The sequence below is a fragment of the Empedobacter falsenii genome (assembly GCF_019308355.1).
Classification (GTDB): domain Bacteria; phylum Bacteroidota; class Bacteroidia; order Flavobacteriales; family Weeksellaceae; genus Empedobacter; species Empedobacter falsenii_B.
The window spans coordinates 1-25684 of record NZ_JAAGKM010000038.1 but is presented as its reverse complement, the minus strand read 5'-3'; the positions used below and the strand labels follow the sequence as shown (position 1 = coordinate 25684).

14 protein-coding genes are annotated in these 25684 nt (G+C 32.3%); 7 read left to right on the top strand and 7 right to left on the bottom strand.

Annotated features, from left to right (window positions below; all coding sequences use genetic code 11):
• Positions 1-134: 134 nt before the first annotated feature.
• Positions 135-1589 (bottom strand): cytochrome c oxidase accessory protein CcoG, encoded by a 1455-nt coding sequence (gene ccoG, locus G0Q09_RS12240; RefSeq protein ID WP_219035084.1) that lies wholly within the window; start codon positions 1587-1589, stop codon positions 135-137.
• 410 nt (positions 1590-1999) lie between these two features.
• On the bottom strand, positions 2000-2881 hold the full coding sequence (locus G0Q09_RS12235; protein WP_219035083.1) for an AraC family transcriptional regulator: 882 nt from the start codon (positions 2879-2881) through the stop codon (positions 2000-2002).
• Between the two features lie 42 nt (positions 2882-2923).
• On the opposite strand from G0Q09_RS12235, the gene G0Q09_RS12230 reads away from it, so the two are divergent.
• Positions 2924-4027 (top strand): patatin-like phospholipase family protein, encoded by a 1104-nt coding sequence (locus tag G0Q09_RS12230; RefSeq protein ID WP_219035082.1) that lies wholly within the window; start codon positions 2924-2926, stop codon positions 4025-4027.
• 40 nt (positions 4028-4067) lie between these two features.
• Here G0Q09_RS12230 and G0Q09_RS12225 read toward each other — a convergent pair whose 3' ends face one another.
• Positions 4068-4394, bottom strand: a complete 327-nt coding sequence (locus G0Q09_RS12225) for a hypothetical protein (RefSeq protein ID WP_125349744.1) — start codon at positions 4392-4394, stop codon at positions 4068-4070.
• Between the two features lie 139 nt (positions 4395-4533).
• Here G0Q09_RS12225 and G0Q09_RS12220 point away from each other — a divergent pair, with 139 nt between their 5' ends.
• From G0Q09_RS12220 to tamL, 3 genes are read left to right on the top strand one after another with little or no spacing between them, the layout of a single operon-like run.
• Positions 4534-4755, top strand: coding sequence for a hypothetical protein (locus tag G0Q09_RS12220; protein WP_038336897.1), 222 nt, complete (start codon positions 4534-4536; stop codon positions 4753-4755).
• A gap of 51 nt (positions 4756-4806) precedes the next feature.
• On the top strand, positions 4807-10041 hold the full coding sequence (locus G0Q09_RS12215; protein WP_443093330.1) for a translocation/assembly module TamB domain-containing protein: 5235 nt from the start codon (positions 4807-4809) through the stop codon (positions 10039-10041).
• The gene (gene tamL, locus G0Q09_RS12210; RefSeq protein ID WP_219035081.1) at positions 10038-12386 is read left to right on the top strand and encodes a translocation and assembly module lipoprotein TamL; all 2349 of its coding nucleotides are present in this window, start codon (positions 10038-10040) and stop codon (positions 12384-12386) included. Before G0Q09_RS12215 ends, tamL begins: the two co-directional genes overlap by 4 nt.
• A gap of 97 nt (positions 12387-12483) precedes the next feature.
• On the opposite strand, the gene katG is transcribed toward tamL, so the two are convergent.
• A complete protein-coding gene (katG, locus tag G0Q09_RS12205; RefSeq protein ID WP_219035080.1) occupies positions 12484-14703 on the bottom strand; it encodes a catalase/peroxidase HPI in 2220 nt (739 codons plus the stop codon).
• Positions 14704-15045: 342 nt separating this feature from the next.
• Here katG and G0Q09_RS15230 point away from each other — a divergent pair, with 342 nt between their 5' ends.
• The 3 genes from G0Q09_RS15230 to G0Q09_RS12195 all read left to right on the top strand — a co-directional run bounded on the left by G0Q09_RS15230 (position 15046) and on the right by G0Q09_RS12195 (position 21100).
• The gene (locus G0Q09_RS15230) at positions 15046-15366 is read left to right on the top strand and encodes a DUF6660 family protein (protein ID WP_114999462.1); all 321 of its coding nucleotides are present in this window, start codon (positions 15046-15048) and stop codon (positions 15364-15366) included.
• A gap of 126 nt (positions 15367-15492) precedes the next feature.
• Positions 15493-19854 (top strand): CusA/CzcA family heavy metal efflux RND transporter, encoded by a 4362-nt coding sequence (locus tag G0Q09_RS12200; RefSeq protein WP_219035085.1) that lies wholly within the window; start codon positions 15493-15495, stop codon positions 19852-19854.
• Position 19855: 1 nt separating this feature from the next.
• Positions 19856-21100: an efflux RND transporter periplasmic adaptor subunit gene (locus tag G0Q09_RS12195; protein WP_219035079.1), complete on the top strand. Its 1245-nt coding sequence runs from the start codon at positions 19856-19858 to the stop codon at positions 21098-21100.
• Between the two features lie 1329 nt (positions 21101-22429).
• On the opposite strand, the gene G0Q09_RS12190 is transcribed toward G0Q09_RS12195, so the two are convergent.
• The 3 genes from G0Q09_RS12190 to G0Q09_RS12180 all read right to left on the bottom strand — a co-directional run.
• Positions 22430-23527 (bottom strand): hypothetical protein, encoded by a 1098-nt coding sequence (locus G0Q09_RS12190; protein WP_219035078.1) that lies wholly within the window; start codon positions 23525-23527, stop codon positions 22430-22432.
• 2 nt (positions 23528-23529) lie between these two features.
• Positions 23530-24312, bottom strand: coding sequence for an RNA polymerase sigma factor (locus G0Q09_RS12185; RefSeq protein ID WP_219035077.1), 783 nt, complete (start codon positions 24310-24312; stop codon positions 23530-23532).
• Positions 24313-25210: 898 nt separating this feature from the next.
• On the bottom strand, positions 25211-25684 hold a 474-nt coding region (locus G0Q09_RS12180), incomplete at its 5' end, for a transposase (protein ID WP_219035076.1).

Sequence of the window (25684 nt, the reverse complement as noted above, 5' to 3'; positions counted from 1 at the left end):
AACCAACTGATTTTGATTGTAATGCTTAAAATTCATAAACAACTGTATGATTATCAGATATAAATATACGAAAACCCTCAATAATAACAAAAAAAAAATCCGCCTCAGTTGTGAGACGGATTCTTTTAATTCAACTAAAAAGGAGCCATAAAACTAATCGTATAATGATCGATGGTTTTTCCCTTCAAATCTTTTAATTCTAAAATAACTGGAACTTTGTAAGATTTCAGTTCTCTTTTAGGAATTTTAATATCTATTAAACCTTGCTTTAATTTTCCTTCATCTATTTGTATATATTGATTTGGTTCTACTAACAAAACAGTTTTTCCACCTTTAAAACCATTTACACGAACAACTAATTTATATGGTTCGTTGGTTTTATTCATCAAACTGTATTGCATTGTATTAATAATATAATCACCTTCTACGACATAATCTTTTCCTGGAACTTGTAGAAACTTCACTTCGACATCACTTCTATTTAACATAAACACCGTCATTGCTCCTATCATTGCAACCAATACAAATGTAAAAGCAATTAATCTTGCAGTAATCTTAAATGATTTTCCTTGTTCGATATTTTCTTCAGAAGCATAACGAATCAATCCTGTCGGAAGATTAATCTTCGTCATAATATCATCACAAGCATCCATACATGCAGTACAGTTTACACATTCTAATTGCGAACCATTTCTAATATCAATTCCAGTAGGACAAACCGCTACACATTGACCACAATCTATACAATCACCTTTTCCTACAGCAATTCGATCTTCTCCTTTTCTAAATTTAGAGCGTCCGTTTGTATTTTCACCTCTTTTGAAATCATACGAAACTTGAATTGTTTTTTTATCAATCAAAACTCCTTGAAATCTTCCGTAAGGACATACCAACGTACAAACCTGCTCACGAAACCAAGCGAAAACAAAATAGAAAAAAATACTAAAAATAAATGTTCCCAATAATAAACCTCCATGCTCTGATGGACCTTCGGTAATTACTTTGATCAATTCATCCATTCCGATGATATATGCCAAAAATATATTCGAAAAGAAAAACGAAATAATGTAAAATATCGTCCACTTTCCTCCTCTTTTCAAAATTTTTTCTTCGTTCCAATCTTGTTTATCCAAACGAATTTGTTTGCTTCTATCACCTTCTATCCAATACTCAATTTTACGAAAAACACTTTCCATAAAAATTGTTTGCGGACATAACCATCCACAAAACAATCGTCCATAAACAGTCGTAAATAATATAATAAAAACCACACTTACAATCATCCCGAAAGCAAGTAAGAAAAAATCTGTTGTAAAAAATGGATAACCAAAAAGAATGAAATTCGTATTGAACACATCAAATTTAAAAATAGGATTTCCATTTGTTAATTTTATAAAGGGTAACCCAACTAATAAAAGCAATAGAACCGAAGAAACAATTGTACGATAATTAGTGTATCTCCCAGAAGGTTTCTTCGCATACACCCATTTTCGAGTTCCTTTTTTATCCATTGTTGCGACCTCTGTTCTGAATTGCTCATTCTCTTTTTCAAAACCAAGTTGCGTTGAATCTTGTTTTATATCACTCATATACCTTACTACTTAATATCTATGCAAATTTACCGTTACAATCAGGTTAGAGCTTGGCACTATTTATGGTATTTATGGTAATATTTACGGATTGATATAAATCATTAATTTATAAATATTTACCAAATAAAAACATAAACCACCTATTATGAAAAACTTACTAAAGCTACTAGTATTTTCTATTTGTACTTTTACTTTTTTACAAAAAATATACACAATAAAAATGTGACTCAGTTCGCAATTTATCCAAGATGTGAAGAAAAAACAGATAATTACGTAGAATGTTTTAACATGAAATTGAGTCATGATGTTGAAGAAAGATTATCCAAAATAAAACCTGCTTTAATTAATTAACGAAAATCCTTTAAAAATCTATTTTAATATTCCTATTCGATATAATAATAATTAATCTAAGCGTAATATTGTTTTCGAAATTGTTCTGGCGTAAATTCAGTATATTTCTTAAAGAATTTCACAAAATAAGATGCATCCTGAAAATTAAGTAAATAAGCTATTTCAGTCACCGAAATTTCTTTATTAACTAGCAAACGTTTTGCTTCTAATACCACACGACTTCTGATCAACTCTCCTGCCGAATTACCCAAAATATCTTTACAAAGCGCATTCAAATGATTGGGCGTGATGTACAACAATTCGGCATATTCTTTTGGTAGTTTTTTGTTCTTAAAATTTTGATCGATAAGCTCCTGAAAATTATTCAACAATACCGATTGATAATCACTTGTTTTAATTTTTACCGCTTCTAAACTTCGTTCAATATCAATGAATAAACTCATCAAATAAAAACCAATTTTTAAATTCGAGAATTGATTATTTTGTTGATTTTCATTTATCATTTCTTCAAAATAACTTGCAATTTTTCCTTGTAAGTCCTGCGAAATTTCAACCACATGATCTTTCACCAAAATAGATTGTAAAAATCTAAATTTCTGTAAAATGGAAGAATTAATCCCAATCCAATCAAAAAAATTATCAAAAAAATTCACGACAAAACCATCATATTTTTCCTTAAAATACCATTGGTGCACCTGTCCAGGTTTCATAAAATACATTGTCCCAGATTTCGCCTCAAACTTTTCAAAATCGATCAAATGTTCGCCACTACCTTCGGTAAAATAGACCAAATGGTAATAATTATGACTGTGAACTTCCTGCAAATGAGGATTACTATCAACATAACCTCTAAAATGATCGATGGAAAACAACTCATTACTATTTTTTTTCGTGTTCAGATTACAGATATCGTATGTTGGGAAAAGTTTTTTGGACATAATACAACGAATTATCAAGTGTAAAAATAAAGAATATTTGAAATGAAAAGTTTAACTTTAAACAATAGAACATCAAAAATGGAATTTAAAGAGAAAAAAATTGTCTTACTTTCTTTGGATGGAGGCGGAATTAGAGGAATTATATCTTGTGTCATTTTAAAATACATCGAAGATAAACTAAAGGAAATTCATGACGAAAATGCCAAAATAGGCGATTATGTCGATTTTATTGCAGGTACAAGTACTGGCGCTTTAATCGCTTCTTTGTTATTATCTCCTTCTACCGAAAATCCAAAAAGAGCAAAACACTCGATCACAGATGCACTGAATATTTATTTAGGTGAAGGGAAAAATATCTTCTCAAAAACATTTTGGACAATTCTCAATAATCCGTTGAGTGTGCTAAAAGATAATTTACCAACGCTTGTATTGGAAGAGCAATTAAAAATCGTTTTTGGAGATACAGAGTTAAAAGATTTGATTCGTCCTTCCGCGATAGTATCTTATGATACTGAGCATCAAAAACCAAAAATTTTCAATTCGATTGATGGAATCTCTCCTTTCCGAAATTTCTATGTAAAAGATATTTGCCGTGCTTCATCAGCTGCGCCAACTTATTTTGAACCTGCAAAAATAAAATCATTCGCTGATCAAGAATTTAGTTGCATTGATGGTGGTGTTTTTGCAAACAATCCAACTTTTGTTGGCTTTATCGAAACGCAAAAAATAAATTTTAATAAATATTTCAAAGATGAATTAAAATATAATGGAACAGCACCTTTACAAGAATTTATTATCATTTCTCTCGGAAATGGTTCACGTGCAAAATCATATAAACACGAACATTTAACAGGAATTTCAAAATCGAAATGGGTAGATCCTTTGGTAGACATTTTTATTTCGACTGGCGTTGATATGGTCGATCAGGAAATGAGAAGCATGTTCGCTTTATTGAAGCCAAAATATCAACAAAATTATTATCGATTTAATCCTGAAATTCCAGAATCTGCATTGGATTTAGGAAATGTTTCCAACAGCAACATTAAAACATTATTGGACGTTGCCAATGATTATGTCGCAAAACACAAAGAACATTTGGATGAAGTCGTTCAAAAATTAATTTTCAATCAAATTGAAATCTCATAAAAAAAGGCTTTGAGTAAAATTTCAAAGCCTTTTGTAATTTCTATTTATTTCGAACATAAACAAATATTTCTTGTTCTCTATTCAATCCTCTATTATCCACAATACTTTCTAAACACGCATGACAATCTGTTACAATTCCCTCTCCATTGTAATTCGTGTAACTCCCATTCTCTAGCGCAACAACATGTGGTTTCAACAAATCTGCATTCAGTTTTTTGCGTTCTCCAATCAAGGTGTACACATATTCACGTCCAGTTTCGTCAGTAAAATTATCTACTTTATAAATTTGATCCAATTCTCTTTCGTGATCAATTATAACAAATAAGTAGTCTTTGTGGCTATCTTTTTCAAAAAAAATTCTTCTCATAGCTTCAATTGTTTGACTCAAATTTAATAAAAGAATATTGGTTTTACCAATGAAAATTAAAAAGTTTTAAGAGAATTTTAAAATATTATCAATTTCAAAACAGATAATATTTTACTTTTACATTAGCCAAAACACAAAAATGAAAACTCTTCTAAAAATCTTGACTTTAGGATTAATTTGCCTTATTTGTCAACCAATTTTTGCGCAAAAAAACGCGAAATTAAAACATGACTTCGAAAAAATTATCCGTTCAAAACATTCATTTCCTTTTAATGGAGTTGTGATTGTTTCCAAAAATGGTAAAACGATGTATGAAAAAGTACATTTCTGGTATTATCCTTGTAGGAAATTTGTATCTTGAATCCAACTAAAACGAATAAAATCTAACCAATTGGAATTCAATACAAAAAAAATACTCAAATATTTCTCTCTTACGCTTTTATCAATAATTTTATTGCTGACCATTGCAATTTTTAGTTTACAGTTTCCTGCTGTACAAAATTTTGTAAAAAATAAATTAGTTAATTACCTCGAAAATAAAATACATACAAAAGTTCAATTAGATCGTATTTATATCGATTTTCCAAACAGTTTGGTCATGGAAAATCTTTTTTTACAAGGACAAGATGTCGACACACTTTTATCGGTCAAAAAATTTGACGTTGGTTTAGATATTTGGCAATTGACCAAAAGTAAAGCCGATATAAAATCTATTGATTTAAATGGTGTTCACGCGAATGTTATTCGTAAACCAGATGGAAAATTCAATTTCAATTATATTATCAATGCTTTTGCAACAGACGAAAAAGACGAAAGTCCTTCAAAGCCATTTATCATTTCGTTAGATAAAATAAAACTGAATGATATTAATGTTTCCTTCAATGATCAGCAAGCGGCAAATAACATCAAAGTTTATCTAAATTCGTTTGATACGCGTGTCAAAAAATTCGATTTAGAGCAAAATTCGTATGGAATTGGCGATTTCAATTTGGATGGTTTAAAACTAAAATTGAAACAAGATATTGTAAAAGAAGTTGCGAAAAAAGTAGAAGAAAAAGTAGATTCTTTGAATGATCAAAAGCCAATGAAAATTGAATTGAACGGATTTAATTTAACCAATTTTGATATCGATTATGGCGATGATATTTCTGGAATGTTTGCTAAAGTCAAATTCAAAGATTTCAAAACGCGTGTTAAAAAACTTGATTTACAACAAAATTCTTATGCGGTTGATGATATTTTAGTGAATGGTTTGTTGGTTGATTTTGATCAAAAAATGGTTAATAAAATCAAAGAAAATAATGTTGATAAAATTGATCCAAAATCTAAGCAAAACCCTCTTCAAATTGCATTAAACAAAATTAATTTGAATGATATAAAAGTCAATTATGGTGATGAAAACTCTAAGACTTTTGCCAAAATTAACTTAAACGAATTCGAAACGAAAATCAATAAACTTGATCTTGAAAATTCAATTTTCGACATCGAAAATATTTTGTTGAAAGACGCTGATATCGAAGCGAATTTATTCCTTTCTTCGAACAATTCTACTTCCACTTCATCTACTTCTTCAACCCCAATGAATTTGGTTTTGAACGAAACGAAATTTGAAAATGTAAAAGTAAAATACAACAATACTGCAGAACGTCGAACAGCACAAGGAATGGATTTTAATCATTTGGATTTTTCTAAATTAAATCTTGATTTGCGCGATTTCGAAATGAAAAATAGCACATTTGCTGGACAAGTAAAAAGTGCAGAAATAAAGGAATCAAGAGGATTGAATATTCAGAAATTGACAACAAATTTCTTGTACGCAGATACACAAGCGTATCTGAAAAACCTTTATTTACAAACACCAAGAACTATTCTTCGTGACGAAGTTATTTTGCACTACAATACAATTAATGAGTTAACTTCTCATCCAGAAAATGTTCTAGTCAATGCGAATATCAAAAACTCAAAAATTGGTTTTGCAGATATTCTAAATCTTGCACCAACGCTTAGAAATACAATGCCTTTCGATAAATATCCAAACGCCATTCTAAGTGTTAACACCAATGTAAAAGGAAAAGTAAACGATTTATTGATTAATAATTTACAAGTTTCTGGTTTAGATGATTTGCAACTTTCGGCTTCTGGAAGAGTGAAAAATGCGATGAATCCGAAGAATTTATTTTATGATTTAAACATCAAAAACTTTTCGACATCATCAAAAACGATTTATAATTTAGTTCCGAAAAATACTATTCCAAATAACATTAGAATTCCTTCAAAGCTTTCTGTCAAAGGAAAAGCGAAAGGAACAACCGAAATTATCAATACACAATTGGCAATAAATTCTACGTTGGGAAATGCTAAAATTGATGCAATTGTGAACATGCTGAGAAAGGATGCTGAGAAATATAATGTCAAAGCAGATCTACAAAATTTGGATATTGGAACACTTGTTAGCAACAAGGATTTAGGTAAAATAACAGGAAAAATTAATGCTGTTGGAACAAGTTTCAATCCAGAAAAAATGGTTACAAAACTTTCGGGAACCGTTTCATCCGCTTATTACAATAAATATACTTATCAAAATATTGCGCTCGACGCAAAAGTGAATCGTGGTGCGTTTGATGCGCATGTTTTCTCAAAAGATCCAAATGCGAATCTTAATTTAACTGCTTCTGGTGTGTACAAAAAGGATTTATCAGATGTAAAATTGAACGGAAATATTGTCAAATTAGATGTTCAAAAGCTTGGTTTTTACAATGAACCAATGATTGTTGCAGGAGAAATTGATGCCAATTTTGCTGATTTAAACCCAGATTATTTAAATGGTTCTTTATACCTGAAAAACTTTGCATTATCCAATACAAAAGATATTTTTCCAATGCAAGAAGTGAGCTTGATTGCGACTTCAACTGCTGATTCGAATCAAATTAGTTTGACTTCACAATTGGCCGATTTGGATATGAAGGGAAAGTTTAAATTGACGCAAATTTTCGGTTCATTAACTTCAACAATTAACCAATATTATGAATTTCAGAAACCAAATAAAGACGAAAAAATAGAACCTCATCAATTCTTTACTTTGAATGCAAAAATTAAAGATGATGAGTTGATTCGAAGATTTGTTCCCGATTTGAAAAGCTTCGAAACCATAACACTTGACGCAACTTATAATGCCGATTCAAAACAAATCAATGTTGATGGAAAAATTCCGAATTTAACGTACGGAACAAATACGATTAACAATGGATTGATAAAACTATCCAACCAAGATGAATCCTTGTTGTATTCGTTGAATGTGGATGCATTAAAAAGTGAAAGTTTTCAATTACAAAAAATTGATTTGAATGGTGATATTACAAATAATGTGATCAATTATAACGTTTCGACAAAGGATGCGAAAGATGCAACACAATTTTTGGTGGCTGGAAATCTAAAAACGCTAAACGATATCACGGAAATTAGTCTTAATCCGAATGGATTGGTCTTAAACTACGATCAATGGCAAGTTGGTGAAGGAAATTTAATTCAGTTGAGAAAAGATGGAATTGTGGCGAATAATTTCAGTTTGATGAACAATGGAAGTCAAATTTTATTGCAATCTGAATCGGAAAAAGGAACAAGTCCGCTGAATATTACCATCAAAGATTTCAAAATTGAAACCATTGCAGAAATCATTAAAAAAGATGATTTACCTGCCGAAGGAATAATCAATGGAACAGCTCAAATTAGAGATTTAAACAAAGAAATGACCTTCAATGCTGATTTGACCGTTTCAGATTTAAAAGCTTTCGGAAATCCTATTGGAAATATTATAGCAAAAGTACAAAACACTTCTCCAACCATGATTAACGCTGATATTACCTTAGATGGAAACAGCAACAACATGAAGATTTTTGGAGATTATAATACCAAAGAAAGTGCGTTTGATTTAGCTTTAGATATCAATCGATTAGAAATGAAATCGGTGCAAGGCTTTACAATGAATCGAATCAAAGATACAGAAGGTTATATTTCTGGAAATCTAAAAATCGTTGGAACAATGGATAAACCGAGCATTTTAGGTCAAGTCAAATTTAATCAAGTTGGTTTAACGATTGCTGAAACAGGAAGTAATTTCAGAAAAATTGATGACGCGATTGATTTCACGAACAAAGGAATTGAGTTCAATCGATTCAAAATTAATGACAACGATGGCAATTCATTAACGATAAGAGGAGAAATTTTAACGGAAACTTACCGTGACTTCGCCTTCAATTTAACTGCAAATGCACGAGATTTCAATGTGGTAAATTCAGAAAAATCGAACGATGCGATCATGTACGGAAAGTTAGCTGTCAATGCAAACTTAACGATAAAAGGTGATTTAGATTTACCGAAAGTAAACGGAATTTTAACCGTAACTGATGACACGAATTTTACATTTGTTTTACCTCAATCCTCGCCTTCTTTACAAGAGCGAGAAGGAATTGTCGAATTCATCGATCAAGATCAAGTGGCGCTTCAAGAAACAATTAAAACAGATGAATTAATAGCCGAATCTAAAATAAAAGGGTTAGATGTAAGTGTCAATATTGAAATTAGCAAAGAAGCCAAGACATCAATTATCATCGACAAAGCAAACGGAGATTTTGTAGAAATACAAGGTGAAGCCGAATTAACAGGCGGAATGGATCCTTCAGGAAAAATGACGTTGGTTGGCGTTTATCAAGTAGAAAAAGGTGCGTACGAACTTTCGGTGAGCTTGTTAAAACGTCGTTTTGATATTCAGAAAGGAAGTAGCATTACATGGACTGGTGAGCCAACTACAGCCAATTTAGACATTACGGCGATTTACAAAACAAAAGCCGCTCCTATTGATTTAATCGAACAACAAATTTCGGGCTATTCTTCTTCTGAAATGAACATGTACAAACAACGAATTCCGTTTAATACCGAGTTAATTTTGAAAGGTGAATTATTAAAACCTGATATTAAATTCAATATTTCAATGGATAAAGACAATCCTTCCATTGCAACTGCGGTGATCGAAAATACACAATCGAAATTGGATCAGTTGAAAAATGATGAAGCCGAAATGAACAAGCAAGTATTTGCCTTGTTATTATTGAATCGTTTTATTGGCGAAAATCCATTCGAAAGTAAAACAAGTGTTTCTGCAGAAACAATGGCGCTACAAAGTGTAAGTAATATTTTGTCGCAACAATTGAATAATTTGGCGGATGATTTAATCCAAGGAATTGATATCGATTTGGGATTAGATACACAAGACGATTATTCTTCAGGATCTAAAAACACACGTACTGATCTGAATGTTGCCGTGAGCAAACGATTACTAAACGACCGATTGAAAGTTTCGGTTGGAAGTAATTTTGGTTTAGATGGTGATGCGCGAGAAAATGAAAACATGACTAATATTGCGGGTGATATTACAATTGATTATAGCTTATCTCGTGATGGTCGATACATGTTGAGAGCTTATCGAAAAGATGAATACCAAGTCGCATTACAAGGACAAATTGTAGAGACAGGCGTTGGATTTATCATCACATTAGATTACGATAAATTCAAAGAAATTTTCGAGAAAAGAAGAAAAAATAGAGCGAACAGAGCAAATAGAAAAACACAAAATCAAGAAGTGAAACCATGAAAAAATCAACCTTAACGTATATTAAAATTATTGCATATTCATTTTCTGCTCTAGGTATTTCTTCTTGTAGCAATACACGTTTTCTGAAAGAAGGTGAGATGCTTTACACAGGTTCTAAATTAACGATAAAAGGCGATTCGTTAAGCAAAACTGACAAAGCAGAATTAAAAGATAATCTCGAAAAAAATATCATCCCCAAACCTAATTCAAGTTTTTTTGGACTTCGTCCTCGTTTGTACATTTACAACATCACGAGCGAACCTAAAAAGCAAAAAGGATTGAAATATTGGTTGAAATATAAAGTGGGTGAAAAACCTGTTTTATTGGGTGATGTCGACATCGAATTCAATAAAGATATTTTAGTTAATTATTCTGAAAACAAAGGTTATTTCAATGCCAAAGCACAGGGTGATACAATAAGTACAAACAAAAAAGCGGAAGTGCATTATGTCTTACAACCGCGCAAACGTTATTACATCAACCAAGTTAATTTCCCAAAAGATACCACTTTAGCGATCAACAAAGAAATTAAAAAAACGCAAGCAAATACGTTACTGAAAGATAAGCAACCTTTCGATTTGGATGTGATCAAGGCAGAACGAGAACGAATAGATGCGCGTCTGAAAGAAAATGGTTATTATTATTTTCATCCTGATAACATCATTGTGCAAGCGGATAGTACAGTTACGAATAAGCAAGATGTCGAACTATTTGTCAAGTTAAAAGATAAGACACCAGAGCAAGCCAAAAAACAATATAGCATTGACAAGGTTATTGTTTTCCCAGATTATAACATTCGAGACGCACGAAAAGGCATCTATAAAATGCCGATGAACAACGATTCCTTAGCAAAATACGAGCAAAATGGTTTTTACATGGTTGATCTAAAAAATAGTTTCAAACCAAAAGTTTTTGACCGTGTGTTATATTTTAAAACGGGAGAGATTTACAACCGAGCAGATCATAATTTAACCCTGAATCGATTAATTAATTTGGGTGTTTTCAAATTTGTGAAAAATGATTTCGTGATTTCTGATTCGGTTAACCATAAATTTGATGTGTATTATACCTTAACACCACGCGAATTTCAGTCGTTGAGATTAGAAGTTTTAGGACGAACAAACTCGGCGAATTATGGTGGTGGTGAGTTAAATCTCAATTGGACACATCGCAATATTTTCAAAGGGGCAGAACAGCTTAAAATGGCTTTATATGGAGCATTTGATATGCAATTAGGAGGGCAAAAAGATGCCAACAACATTTTTAGAGCTGGTTTTAATACGCAACTTTCGATTCCAAGAATTGTCGCGCCTTTCAAATTTCATTCGTCAAGTGCGTTTGTACCGAGAACCAATATTGAGATTGGTTACGAATATCAAAACAGATCGAGATTATATACACTTCATAATTTCAATACTTCTTTTGGTTACGTTTGGAAAGAGAATGCGCAAAAAGAATATAATTTAAAGATTTTTAGTGCGACTTTAGTCTTTCCAGAAAAAGTGACAGATGAATACAACAGCAAAATCTACGATTCAATTGGAAATATCATCAACCCAAGTTTGAAACGCGTTGTCGACAAACAATTAATTTTTGGTCCACAATATTCGTATACGTATACCACAACAATGTTACCTCGAAAAAGCACATTCTATTACCGAGGTTTAGTTGATTTGGCTGGAAATTTAACAGGATTAATAACAGGTGCGAATGCGAAAAAAGACAAGGAAAAAGAAATTTTCAAAATACCATTTAGTCAATATGCAAAAATGGAACATGACTTCCGTTTTTATCACAAATTTTCAGAAAAATCATCAATAGCCACACGATTCATTGGAGGAATAGCCTATCCATATGGAAACTCTGAATTTGTTCCTTATTCAAAACTATTTTTTGTAGGAGGAAGTAACAGTATTCGTGCATTTAGAGCGCGAACATTAGGACCAGGAAGTTATGATCCTCGTAACCAAAATTCGAATTTCTTTTTTGATCAATCAGGTGATATTAAATTGGAACTAAATGCAGAATTTAGACAAAAATTATTCAGTTTTCTTAACCTTGCGTTATTTGTTGATGCAGGAAACATTTGGTTAATCAACGAAGATAAAACACGTCCAGGTGCGAAATTCACAAAAGATTTTATGAGCGAAATAGCAGTTGGAGCTGGTTTAGGATTACGTCTTGATTTTAATATCTTAATTTTAAGATTAGATTTAGCAACTCCACTTCGAGTGCCTTATTACGAAAAGAATGACCGTTGGACTTTTGATAAAATAGATTTTGGAGACAAAGCATGGCGAAAAGACAACTTGATCTTGAACATCGCGATTGGCTATCCGTTCTAAGCAAAGCGTTAAGCGTTAAGCGTTAAGCGTTAAGCGTTAAGCAAAAATAAAAAAACCGGATTCTAAATTAGAATCCGGTTTTTATTTAATGATATATTTATTTCAAATCAAAACGATCTGCATTCATCACTTTGTTCCAAGCTGCCACGAAATCATTCACAAATTTATCTTGCGCATCTGCTTGTGCATAAACTTCTGCTATGGCACGCAATTCAGAATTTGATCCGAATACTAAGTCTGCACGAGTTCCTGTCCATTTTGGCGCTCCAGTTTTACGATCAGATCCCATGTAGATTTCTTTCGTTTCATCAGTCGCTTTCCAAACAGTACCCATATCCAATAAATTCACAAAGAAATCATTTGTCAATTGACCTGGACGATCGGTGAAAATACCATGTTTAGAACCATCATAATTCGCATTCATCGCACGCATTCCACCAACTAAAACTGTCAATTCTGGTGCAGTCAACGTTAATAATTGTGCTTTATCAATCACTAATTGCTCTGTCGAAACAGATCGTCTTGTATTTTTACGATAGTTTTTAACCCCATCTGCAATTGTTTCCAAGTACGCTACAGATTCAACTTCTGTTTCCTCTTGCGTTGCATCTCCACGACCTGCTGCAAACGGAACTGTAATTGTTTTTCCTGCATCTTTTGCTGCTTTTTCAATCGCTGCATTTCCTCCTAATACAATTAAATCGGCCATAGAAACTTGTTTTGAAGAATTCGCTGAATTAAATTCTTGTTGAATGTTTTCTAAAGCTGTTAAGACTTTATTCAATTGAACTGGATTATTCCCTTCCCAATTTTTCATTGGTTCCAAACGAATACGCGCACCATTCGCTCCTCCACGTTTATCCGATCCACGGAAAGACGAAGCCGAAGCCCAAGCTGTAGAAACCAATTCTGAAACAGATAATCCTGAAGCTAAAATTTTAGCTTTCAAATCAGCGATATCAGCCTCGTCAATTAATTCATATGTAACTGCTGGAATTGGATCTTGCCAAGTAAAGACTTCTTTCGGCACATCTGCACCCAAATAACGAGAAAGTGGTCCCATATCACGATGTGTCAACTTGAACCATGCTTTACGGAAAGCATCTTCAAATTCTTCTGGATGTTCTAAGAAACGACGACCAATTTTTTCGTAAGCTGGATCCATACGTAACGCAATATCCGATGTCAACATCGTTGGTCTTAATTTTTTTGAAGCATCATGCGCATGCGGAATAATTTCACCTACATCTTTTGCTACCCATTGATGAGCACCAGCTGGAGATTTTGTTAATTCCCATTCGAAACCAAATAAATAACTTAAGAATAAATTTGACCATTCTGTTGGTTTACTTGTCCACGTGACTTCAATACCTGATGTAATGGTATCACCTGCATTTCCTGTTCCGTACGAATTTTTCCAACCCAATCCTTGCATTTCCAAATCAGAAGCTTCAGGATCGGGTCCTACATGATCAGCCGAAGCCGCACCATGCGTTTTTCCGAAAGTGTGCCCCCCGGCAATCAACGCCAATGTTTCTTCATCATTCATCGCCATACGCGCAAACGTATCACGAATATCGCGTGCAGAAGCCAAAGGATCTGGATTACCATCTGGTCCTTCTGGATTCACGTAAATTAATCCCATTTGTACCGCAGCCAACGGATTTTCTAAATCGCGATCACCAGAATAACGGCTATTTGCACCACCACTCTCTTCTAACCATATTTTTTCAGAACCCCAATAAACATCCATATTTGGTTCCCAAACATCAGCACGACCACCAGCAAAACCTAAAGTTTTGAATCCCATCGACTCTAATGCTACATTTCCTGTTAAGATAATTAAATCTGCCCACGAAATTTTATTACCATATTTTTGTTTGATAGGCCAAATTAAACGACGCGCTTTGTCCAACGAAACGTTGTCTGGCCATGAGTTAAGCGGCGCAAAACGTTGCTGTCCTTCACCTGCTCCACCACGACCATCTTGCACACGGTATGTACCCGCACTATGCCACGCCATACGAATGAAAAATGGACCATAATGCCCAAAATCTGCTGGCCACCAATCTTGAGAATCAGTCATCAAAGCTTTTAAATCAGCTTTAACAGCTTCTAAATCTAATTTTTTAAATTCTTCGGCGTAATTAAAATCTTCCCCCATTGGGTTCGATTTATTTGAATGTTGACGTAAAATATCAACTTTTAATTGATTTGGCCACCAATCTTGATTTTGTGTTCCTTCTCCTGCCACTGGTTTTGACATTGTACCATTGTGGAAAGGGCATTTTGAAATATCACCTCCTTGATTCTCCATGAATACTATTTTTTTATGTTTAATAATTTTTGTTTTGTAAATATCATAAATATAGTAATTTGTCTTATCAATTAAAAATCAAATTGTTTTATCAATCAATCAATTTATTTTATATAGAATGTAAATTAAATAGTTATTAATTATATTATAAAAATTGATTCGTTTATTTTTAATGAATAAAGAGATTTCTAGAATCGACAATCTTTTAAGTTTATATTTGTATCAACATGAAACTACATCTCAAATAATTCTTAAGACATAGAAATTCTCAATCTTAATTTTCAATATATCTTAACATCGTAAAATTATTATAGTCAAAAAAATGTTTATACATTTGTAACAATGAAATTTATGATTTTCATAATCGCTTTATATGTTAATGTTCTATCATTTATTCCGTGTCAGGATACAAATAGTAATGGAGCACTAACTTCTATGGTACATAGTGAGAATGAAACACCTAATCATAAAGATAAATGTAGTCCTTTGTGTGCGTGCAACTGTTGTCAAATTACAATTTCTTCGATAAAATTTACACGACTACTAAAAACACCTAAAGTATTTGAACCAAATACTTCCAAGAAAATACAATTCAAAAAGAATACAATTCAAAACCAATTGTATGCCGATATCTGGCAACCTCCTAAAATAAATATTGCTTAACGAGACGATTTCTATTTTTCGTCTACACATTGATTTCAATTGATATAAAATTGAAGTCAACACTTTTTTGTGCTCATTTATTTTGATAATAAGTGGGTAATGTTAATGCAATTAATCAAATTATCTGTGTTAGATAAAATCATAAAATTTAGTATCCAAAACAAAATTGTTATTGGAATTATGACTGGTTTATGGATTATCTGGGGTGTATGGAGTGCAACAAAATTGCCAATAGATGCGGTACCAGATATCACCAATAATCAAGTCCAAATTATTACGGTCAGCCCTACTCTAGCTGGTCAAGAAGTAGAACAATTGGTCACTTTTCCAATTGAACAAAGCATTGCGAATATTCCTGATATCGAAGAAACACGAAGTATTTCTCGTTTTGGATTATCTGTGATTACGGTAGTGTTTAAAGAAGATGTTGACATTTATTTTGCGCGTCAATTAGTCAACGAAAAATTAAAAGAAGCACAAGAAGACATTCCGCAAGGTGTTGGTATTCCTGAATTATCACCTGTGAGTACTGGTCTTGGCGAAGTCTATCAATATATTTTACATCCTAAAAAAGGAAGTGAAAAAAAATACAATTCAAAACAATTGCGCGAAATGCAAGATTGGATTGTTCGTAGACAATTAAACGGAACACCAGGTGTTGCTGAAATCAATAGTTTTGGTGGAGAATTAAAAGAATACGAAGTTGCTTTAGATCCGAATAGGTTACGCGCAATGGGAATTAGTGTATCAGATATTTTTGATGCCTTAGAAAAAAATAATCAAAACACAGGAGGAGCTTACATCGATAAGAAGCCAAATGCTTACTTTATTCGAGGAATTGGTATGGTAACGTCTCTAGATGATGTAAAATTAATTCCTGTAAAAAATGCGACGGGAACTGTTCCTATTTTTATAAAAGATGTTGCTGAGGTAAGGTTTGGTCATGCAATTCGATATGGAGCTTTAACTTATAATGGCGAAGTAGATGCGGTTGGTGGTGTTGTGATGATGCTGAAAGGAGCCAATAGTAACGAAGTGGTTAACCTAATTAAAGAAAAAATACCTACAATTCAAAAATCATTACCAGATGATATCGTCATCGAACCTTTCCTTGATCGAACGAATTTAGTCAATCGTGCAATTAAAACAGTAGAAAAAAATCTGATCGAAGGTGCTTTGATTGTCATTTTTGTATTGGTTATTTTTCTTGGTAACCTAAGAGCTGGTTTAATCGTTGCTTCAGCAATTCCGTTATCCTTATTATTTGCATTAGGAATGATGAATATTTTTGGTGTAAGTGCGAATTTAATGAGTTTAGGAGCTATTGATTTTGGATTGATAATCGATGGAGCAGTAATTATTGTAGAAGCGACTTTACATCATCTTGGACTTAGAAAATCAACGCATCGATTAACCCAAAAAGAAATGGATGAAGAGGTTTTTCTTTCAGCTTCAAAAATTAGAAACTCAGCCGCTTTCGGGGAAATTATCATACTTATTGTCTACATTCCTATTCTTACATTGGTTGGTGTAGAAGGAAAAATGTTTACACCAATGGCTAAAACAGTAGGCTTTGCAATTCTAGGTGCATTGATTCTTTCGTTAACATACATCCCAATGATGAGTGCTTTATTTTTATCAAAAAAGCCTACTCTCAAAGCTTCTTTTTCAGATAAAATGATGGTGAAAATACATAAAATTTATGAACCATTATTAGAAAAAGCAATCCAAATTAAATATTGGTTAGTTGGTATTACAGTTGCAATTTTTGCAGTATCAATTATTCAATTCAGGAATATGGGTGGCGAATTTATTCCGCAATTACAAGAAGGTGATTTTGCATTTCACTGTATTTTACCACAAGGAAGTTCCTTAACCCAAAGTTTAGAAACATCCATGCAAGCTTCTCGAATTTTAAAAGAATTTGATGAAGTAAAAATGGTCGTTGGTAAAACAGGTTCCGCTGAGGTTCCTACAGATCCTATGCCTCCTGAAGCAACAGATATGATTATTGTTCTAAAACCAAAGGACGAATGGAAACGTAACATTTCTTATGAAGAATTAGGTGATGAAATGATGGAAAAACTAGAGGTTATTCCTGGTGTTTTCTTTGAAAAAAATCAACCAATTCAGATGCGTTTTAATGAATTGATGACAGGAATTCGACAAGATGTAGCTGTCAAAATTTTTGGCGAAAATTTAGATTCTCTTTCTTATTATGCAGATAAAACCTCAAAAGCAATTCAATCTGTTGAAGGTGTTACAGCGCCACAAGTAGAACGCGTAAGTGGTTTGCCTCAGATTAATGTTGAATATGACCGAATCCGAATGGCAAATTACGGATTAAATATCAAAGATGTAAATGATATGTTGAGTACAGCATTTGCAGGAAAAACAGCTGGACAAGTTTTCGAGAATGAACGACGCTTTGATTTGGTTGTTCGATTGGATAGTGCGCATCGAAAAAGCATTGATGACATTAACAATTTAATGATTCCTACAAGTTCTGGCAATCAAATTCCAATCTCTCAGGTGGCAAAAGTGAGTTATAAATTAGGTGCTTCACAAATTAGTCGCGAAGAAGGAAAACGAAGAATTGTAATTGGTTTCAATGTAAAAGATCGTGATGTACAATCAGTTGTAAAAGATATTCAGACAAAATTAGACAATGAAATCAAATTGCCTTCTGGTTATTATTTCACCTATGGAGGACAGTTCGAAAATCTACAAGCAGCTAGTCAACGTTTGATGATCGCAGTACCAATCTCCTTATTATTAATTTTCATGTTATTGTATTTCACATTTCATTCATTCAAACAAGCTGCATTAATTTTCACAGCAATTCCAATGAGTGCAATCGGAGGTATTTTTGCATTAATTATTCGCGATATGCCATTTAGCATTAGTGCCGGAATTGGTTTTATTGCTTTGTTCGGAGTAGCTGTTTTAAATGGAATTGTTTTAATTGGAACATTCAACCAATTAGAAAAAGAAGGAGAGAAAAATATTTTAAAACGAATAATGGAAGGAACCAATATTCGATTACGACCTGTGTTAATGACAGCAACAGTTGCATCTTTAGGATTTTTACCGATGGCAATTTCCACAGGCGCAGGTGCCGAGGTTCAAAAACCTTTAGCAACAGTTGTCATTGGAGGATTAATCACAGCTACTTTTTTAACCTTATTTGTATTACCAATGTTATATTTAATTTTCAATTCAAAACTTCCGAAAATAAAATTGAATTCAAAAAGTTCAATTCCATTTCTTGCAATCGGCATGTTTTTAATGGGACAATCTATTCAAGCGCAAACTCGTTCAATTAATATTCAAGAAGCACAACAAATTGCAATAGAAAATAATCCTTTAATTAAAGCAGATGAATTAAGTATTTCCTCGAGCGAAGCTTTAAAAGGTACAGCAAATGAATTACCGAAATTAAGTGTTGATGCAGAATTGGGACAATATGCCAGTCCAAAATTTGATTATGGTTTTTCGATATCGCAAAGTATTCCATTTCCTACGATTTTTAAACATCGAAAAGCGGTTTTAGAATCAGAAGTCAATAGTAAGAAGATACAAAAAGAAGTGAGAACAAACGAATTGTTGAAACAAGTAAGAACGTATTTCTATCAGATCGAATATTTAGAATATAATCAACAACAATTAGAAAATTTGAACAAACTTTATGTAGAATTTATTCGAATTGCTTCGGTCCGATTTAATGTAGGTGATATTAAGAAAATCGAAATTAATACAGCAGAAACACAGCAAGGAGAAATTAATTTATTGTTGAAACAAAACAAAGTGTATTTAGCAAATGCGTACAAAAATCTAAACGTCTTATTAAATACCGAAGAAGATTTTACAATTACGAAAGAGACAAATTATATTCCGTTAAAATTGAGTGGAATTTTAGAAAGTTCTACAATAGAAAATAATCCGACGATTAAAGCATTTTATCAACAAATGGAAATTTCAGAGCGAAACAAAGAAGTTGTAAAAGCAGAAGGTTTACCAGAATTTTCGTTTGGTGTAAATAGTTTATCGATGATTGGAATGCACGAAAAAAATGGCGTGGAAAGATATTACAATGGCCTAGATCGTTTTACTTCTGTAAATATTGGAGTGGCTATTCCATTGACTTTTGGCGCTACAAAAGCAAAAATAAAAGCGTTAGAATATCATAAACAAGCGATTCAGCAAACTGCAAATTATCAAAAACAGCAACTAAAAGTTCAATTAGAAAACGCAACCAGTCAATATCAGCAAGATTTGGAGCAGTATGAATATTATGTGAACCAAGCTATTCCAAATGCAGAAAAAATTGTAAAAGCAGCTCAATTAGGTTACAAAACTGGTGAAATCTCGTATGTTGAATATCTTTTTGCATTGCAAACCGCAACGGATATTCAATTAAAATATCTTGAATCGATACAACAAGTCAATCAAACTATTGTCAATATTAATTCTATCATCAATCAATAAAATGAAAAAAATAAAGATCATTATCTATAGCGTGTTAGCCATATTATTTCTAAATAGTTGTACCAAAGAAACAAAAACGGCACAACCTACAGAAGAAAAAGAAGCTGAACACGAAGAAACGCCACAAACAATTGCTTCGCTAACAGAAGAACAAATGAAGGCTGTTGGTATAAAACTGGGAACTATTGAAGTAAAGGAGCTAACGGCTATGATTAAAGCAAACGGACTTTTGAATGTTCCAAATAGTAATATGGCTAGTGTAGCATCCATGTTTGGTGGAGTAATACAAACATTACCTATTCAGGAAGGTTCATATGTCAAAAAAGGACAAGTAATTGCGACAATTTCAAACCCAGAATTTATTCTAACACAAGAACAATACTTAACTGTTTTGAGTCGAATTACCTATGCAGAGCAAGAATTTAGAAGACAAAAAGAATTGTTTGATAACGATGCAGGTGCAAAAAAGAACCTTCAGAATTCTTCTGCCGAATTGAAAACATTACGTTCTCAAAAAGCATCTTTGTCTCGTCAACTGCAAATGATGGGAATTAATCCTTCTAAAGTAACCAATGCAAATTTGAGAAATGGAATGGTCATTACAGCACCAATTAGTGGAACAGTAAGTAAAATTATTGCGCAAATAGGAAGTTATGTAGATGTCTCATCTCCTGTCGCTGAAATCATTGATAACAGTTCTATTCACTTAGACTTACAAGTTTTCGAGAAAGATTTACCTAAAATGAAAGTTGGTCAGGTCATTCAATTTGAATTAACAAATAATCCAGGAAACAGTTACGAAGCAGTCGTTTACAGTATTGGTTCTTCTTTCGAAAATGAAAGTAAAACCATAGCAGTACATAGCAAAGTACGAGGAAATAAAAGTGGATTGATAAATGGAATGAATATTACAGGAGTCGTAAGCTTAAGTAATTCCTTTACACCTGCTGTTCCCAATGAAGCAATTGTAGAAGCAGATGGCAAATTTTACATCTTTGTCAAAACAAACAAAAAAGTAGAAGAGCATACAGACGAAGAAAGTAAAGATCCGAACGAAAAGAACAAAGAACATAAAAATGAAAAATCGATAAACTTTGAAAAAATCGAAGTTGTAAAAGGTTCTTCAAATATGGGTTACACAGCTATTACAACCGTAAATGAAGTTGATCCAAACGCGCAAATTGTTGTAAAAGGATCCTTCTTTGTGAATGCTAAATTAAGTAATTCCGGAGATCACGGACACTAAAACAATTCAAATAAATTGAGTTGTTCCCCTAACTAACTTCCAATAAAAAGTCCGATAGACAATATGTTTATTGGACTTTTTAGTAGTTGTAATAAATAAGTAACTATTTAATTCGTAATTCAAAAATCTCAAATACTTTTTAATAATTCGTTATCATCGTCTAATTCTTCGATACAACGTTTTACAAACGTCACTCAGACTGACCCGATACTGAGAAGCTGAAATAAATTCAACTTGACGAATCGTTGTCATTTAAAAAAATATTTGAAATAAAGAATTTGAGATTAAGAGGAGGAGCCATGGTATGGCTCAGGTATTCCTTTTCTTTTATGTCACTTTTTTTCGTCAAAAAAACTAACGAAAAAAGACTTGGCCGTAAACCTCTCTACTAAAAATGTTCTCATTTCACTAAAGATTTTAAAAACCCTACGGGCTAAAACCTTTTTTACGTTTTATTCAACCATTTTCTTAACGTGTGAGTTTTAATGCCGGGTTTTCATCCTTTTTCAATATTCAAATCCACTTTCAACAAAGAATTTATAAACTGTTATTGCTGAAAAGTCGAGCGTCAATTCGGCGTAAAGAGCGTTAAAAATGATTTACTGTTCACATTTTTATGTGAATGATTTAAAGCATTTAGCGAATAGCCATTATTGACCGACTTGTAAGCACGGACTTGATTTTTTGATTACTTTTTGATCAAGCAAAAAGTAATAAATAAAGAACTACTAATTATTCTCTTATTCACGTAATTATGTTCAGAACCTCAACTCGTTGTTAATTTGAGGTATCGAGAAATCTATTACTTTCATTTTTTTATTCATAGCTTATCAATTTTAATTATAGGTATTCATATGCCCTTCGGGGAATCGTCAAAAAAACTAACGAAAAAAGACTTGGCCGTAAACCTCTCTACTAAAAATGCCCTCATTTCACTAAAGATTTTAAAAACCCTACGGGCTAAAACCTTTTAAACGCTCCATTCAACCATTTTCTTAACGTGAGAGTTTTAATGCCGGATTTTTCTAATTCTTTTTCAATATTCAAATTCCTTGTCATTCAGAACTTTCAAAGAATCTCATATCTAATTGTTCATAAAAACATTTTACATCGTAAATCCCATATCAAAAACCTTTTACAAATATTCTACTGCCACTATGTTGCCTTTATCCTGCCTTTATCCTGCCTTTATCCTGCCTTTATCTTGGGACCATCTAACGTGTTTCAATAAAACCTAAAAATCCCCCTTTGTATATGTTTTTCACATTTGATGAGCGTTAACAATCACCCCACCCTACGGGTGTACAAATCACCCTCCAAAATTATGGTTTAAGCTGTTATAAGCTCAATACCTGCTTTATCAGCTTTGTATTTTATTTTATGTATGAGCTCATAATAGCTCCAGTTTCTTAAGACAAATCTTTCTTCTTTGGCAATTTGTATTTTTTCTTCTTGATCTACAATAACTATCGTTCCTGCTTTTTTTTCCACACAAAAATCAATTAACATTCTACTGTAGACATGTAGCCGATGATGAATATATTTACTCTCTGTATTTTTTAATTTTTTTGCTATTTTTAATTTTCTTGCTTTTCCTTTCCCTCCTTTGCAAAAGGGCACTCCTTCTAGTATTCTTTTACGAGAAGCTTGTATGGCTAATCTTCTATATAGAAATTCTTCTTTGCTACCAATGGTTAGCTGAGATCTACCTATTTTTACAACCAACGGATATTCTAATGACAAAGAAACTTCTGCAATAATATCGGATTGTAATTGATTTTTTTCTTTTTCAATTTCTACCGTGAATACCCAAAATATTTTATTTTTTTCTAATTTAATGTGTGATCTACAAATTCTAATTTCTTTGCTTACTATTTGCTCCAATAGCTTATAATTATCAATATAGTCTCTTCCAAGATACGTTTTAAAAGGAATTTTATAAAGTTTAAAATAAATGTATTTTTTATCTTTATCATACGAGAATTTACTTATCCTCGCTATGTTAAAAGGAATTGCTATATCTCGTTTAAAAATTTTTAATGAAAGTTCCCCTTTCCAATACTTGACACAATCCTTCTTGAAGGACAGGTATAACGTATTGATCAAACTAGACAATATATACATCGGAATTTCGTCCTTAAAACGTTTTGAGAGCACACGATAGATTGTAGTCGACCGTGACCATTTGAGTATACCAGCATCATCTTTGTTTTCGTCTACTAATTTATATTTGATTCCGTCAGAGAAATAAAAAAAATCTTTCACCATTTCTTGCACATACAAATGAGAAACAATCAAATTAGCCGCTATAAAACATCTATTTTGCCATTTATAAAGCGTACTCACAACTTCTTTTCGTTCTTCTTTAGTCGGTAAATCAGTAATTAATTGTATTTTACGTGTTAAAAAAACTGTAGAATTTTCCATATTCAGTTATTTAGGGGTTTAAACTTATTTTGTTGAGACAATTTATAAGCGACGACAAACTCATTGTGCACTTCTTTCTGAGAAAGTTCTAATGTCTGAGCAATGGTTGTAAACGATTGTTTCTTCTCGAATCGAAGTTTTAAAATCAACGATTGTTTTTCGGTCATTTGATTTTGTTCCTTTTCCTTAGAAACTATTTTCTTTTTAGACACGAATACATCATGACTATTTATAAGGTTCTTAAGATCCTCTATTGCACTTTTAATCTCCTTACTCGTTTCTGAAACTCTTTTTCCCATTGCATTGGCAATCGCTTTGTATCTAAATCCATATTTCAAGCAGAGTTCAATCAGATGTTTTCTTTCAGCGCTTAATAAGGGTAATATTTTTCTAATTTCTTCATAATGTTGGTCATGTATTACTTTATCCATTATGTTTTCTGCAACCTCTAAAGGATCGTATACAGTCAAATAATTCTCGTAATTCTCGTAACTCTCTAATGAATGCACTGACCTAAAAAATTTATTTTTAGAACTTCTATAATGCGAATAACAGCTGTGTTTCAAAACAAGTCGCGTGAAAAAAAAGATATGTTCAGGTTTTTCAATTTTCTCACGATATTCCCATAATTTCAGAAACGCATCTTGTACTAAACATTCTACAACAAATTCATCCGTAATTATTTGTTTACCAATCCAAAAAAGTAGTCTTTTATGTCGTGAATAAATTTGCTCTAAGGCTTTTGGATCGCCTTTTTTCAGTAATTCATATTCTCTTTCTAGCATAATAAAGGTGGTTTTTTATTAAGTTATACGTGATGCATTACGTTATACGCTCAACGTCTTTTTTCTTATTAATATTCAAATCCTTTTTTAACAACGAATTTTAGAGTTGACATACGATTTGCAGACGAGCTTCAATCCATTGAAACAAGCGTAAAAAAGATTAGTGAGCGTATGCGAATCATTTAATCTTTTTAGTGCGTGAGATGAGAATTGAACGTCGAAAATCGCGGTCTTGACTTTTTTGGTTCGTTTTTGTGTCAAGACAAAAATGAATGTAAAATCCTTTTTATCACATGAGTATTAATCAAAGCTTATCATTTAGCTGTCATTCTGAGCCTGTCTCAGAATCGCATCCAATATATCATTTCGAGATATCGAGAAATCTTTTGTCACTTTTTTATTCATAGCTTATCTATTTTAATTATCGGTATTCATATGCCCTTCGGGGAATAGTCAAAAAAACTAACGAAAAAAGACTTGTCTTTGATTTTCGACGGTCAAAATTAGTTTCAGCCATTCAATGTTTTAAATCATTTGCTACGCAAACAGTAAAACATTTTAACCATGACTTTCAACTTTTTGACACTCGCCTCCAAATCATATGACATTTTTCTAATCCTTTTTTCTAATTCAGATTCGTTATCACTTTTAACAATGGATTTTAGAGACGACATACGATTTGCAGACGAGTTTCAATCCATTGAAACAAGCGTAAAAAAGATTAGTGAGCGTATGCGAATCATTTAATCTTTTTAGTGCGTGAAATGAGAATTGAACGTCGAAAATCGCGGTCTTGACCTTTTTGGTTCGTTTTTGTGTCAAGACAAAAATGAATTTAAAATCCTTTTTATAATTATGATACTCATCAAAGCTTATCATCTAGCTATCATTCTGATTTCTATGACAAAACCAAGTTATTTTTATAAATATTTTGATTTTTAATTAGTGCATAAATTCTGTGAATTATTTTATTTCTGACTGCGTTTAAGACCGACATTTTATTTTTCCCTTCTTCTACCTTTCGATGATAATAAATAGCCAAGTCATTATCTAAACGAATAGCACTCATTGCAGCTAAATGCAATAGTTTCTTCAAATCTTTATCAGCCATTGATGAAACTTTCGGTTTTCGCCTTATGGAAGTTCCAGATTGAAAATCAAATGGAGCTATTCCAGCATAGCAAGCCATTTGTCTAGGTGTATTTATGGTTGTAAAACCATCTGTTTTAATCAACATATTAAATGCTAAAACTTTTCCTACACCAGGAATTGATTGTATTCTTTTATAATGATTATGAAGCTGTTCATCTTCGTTAATTAATTGATAGATTCTTTCTTCTATTTCATTAATTTGTTTCGTTAAGACATCAAT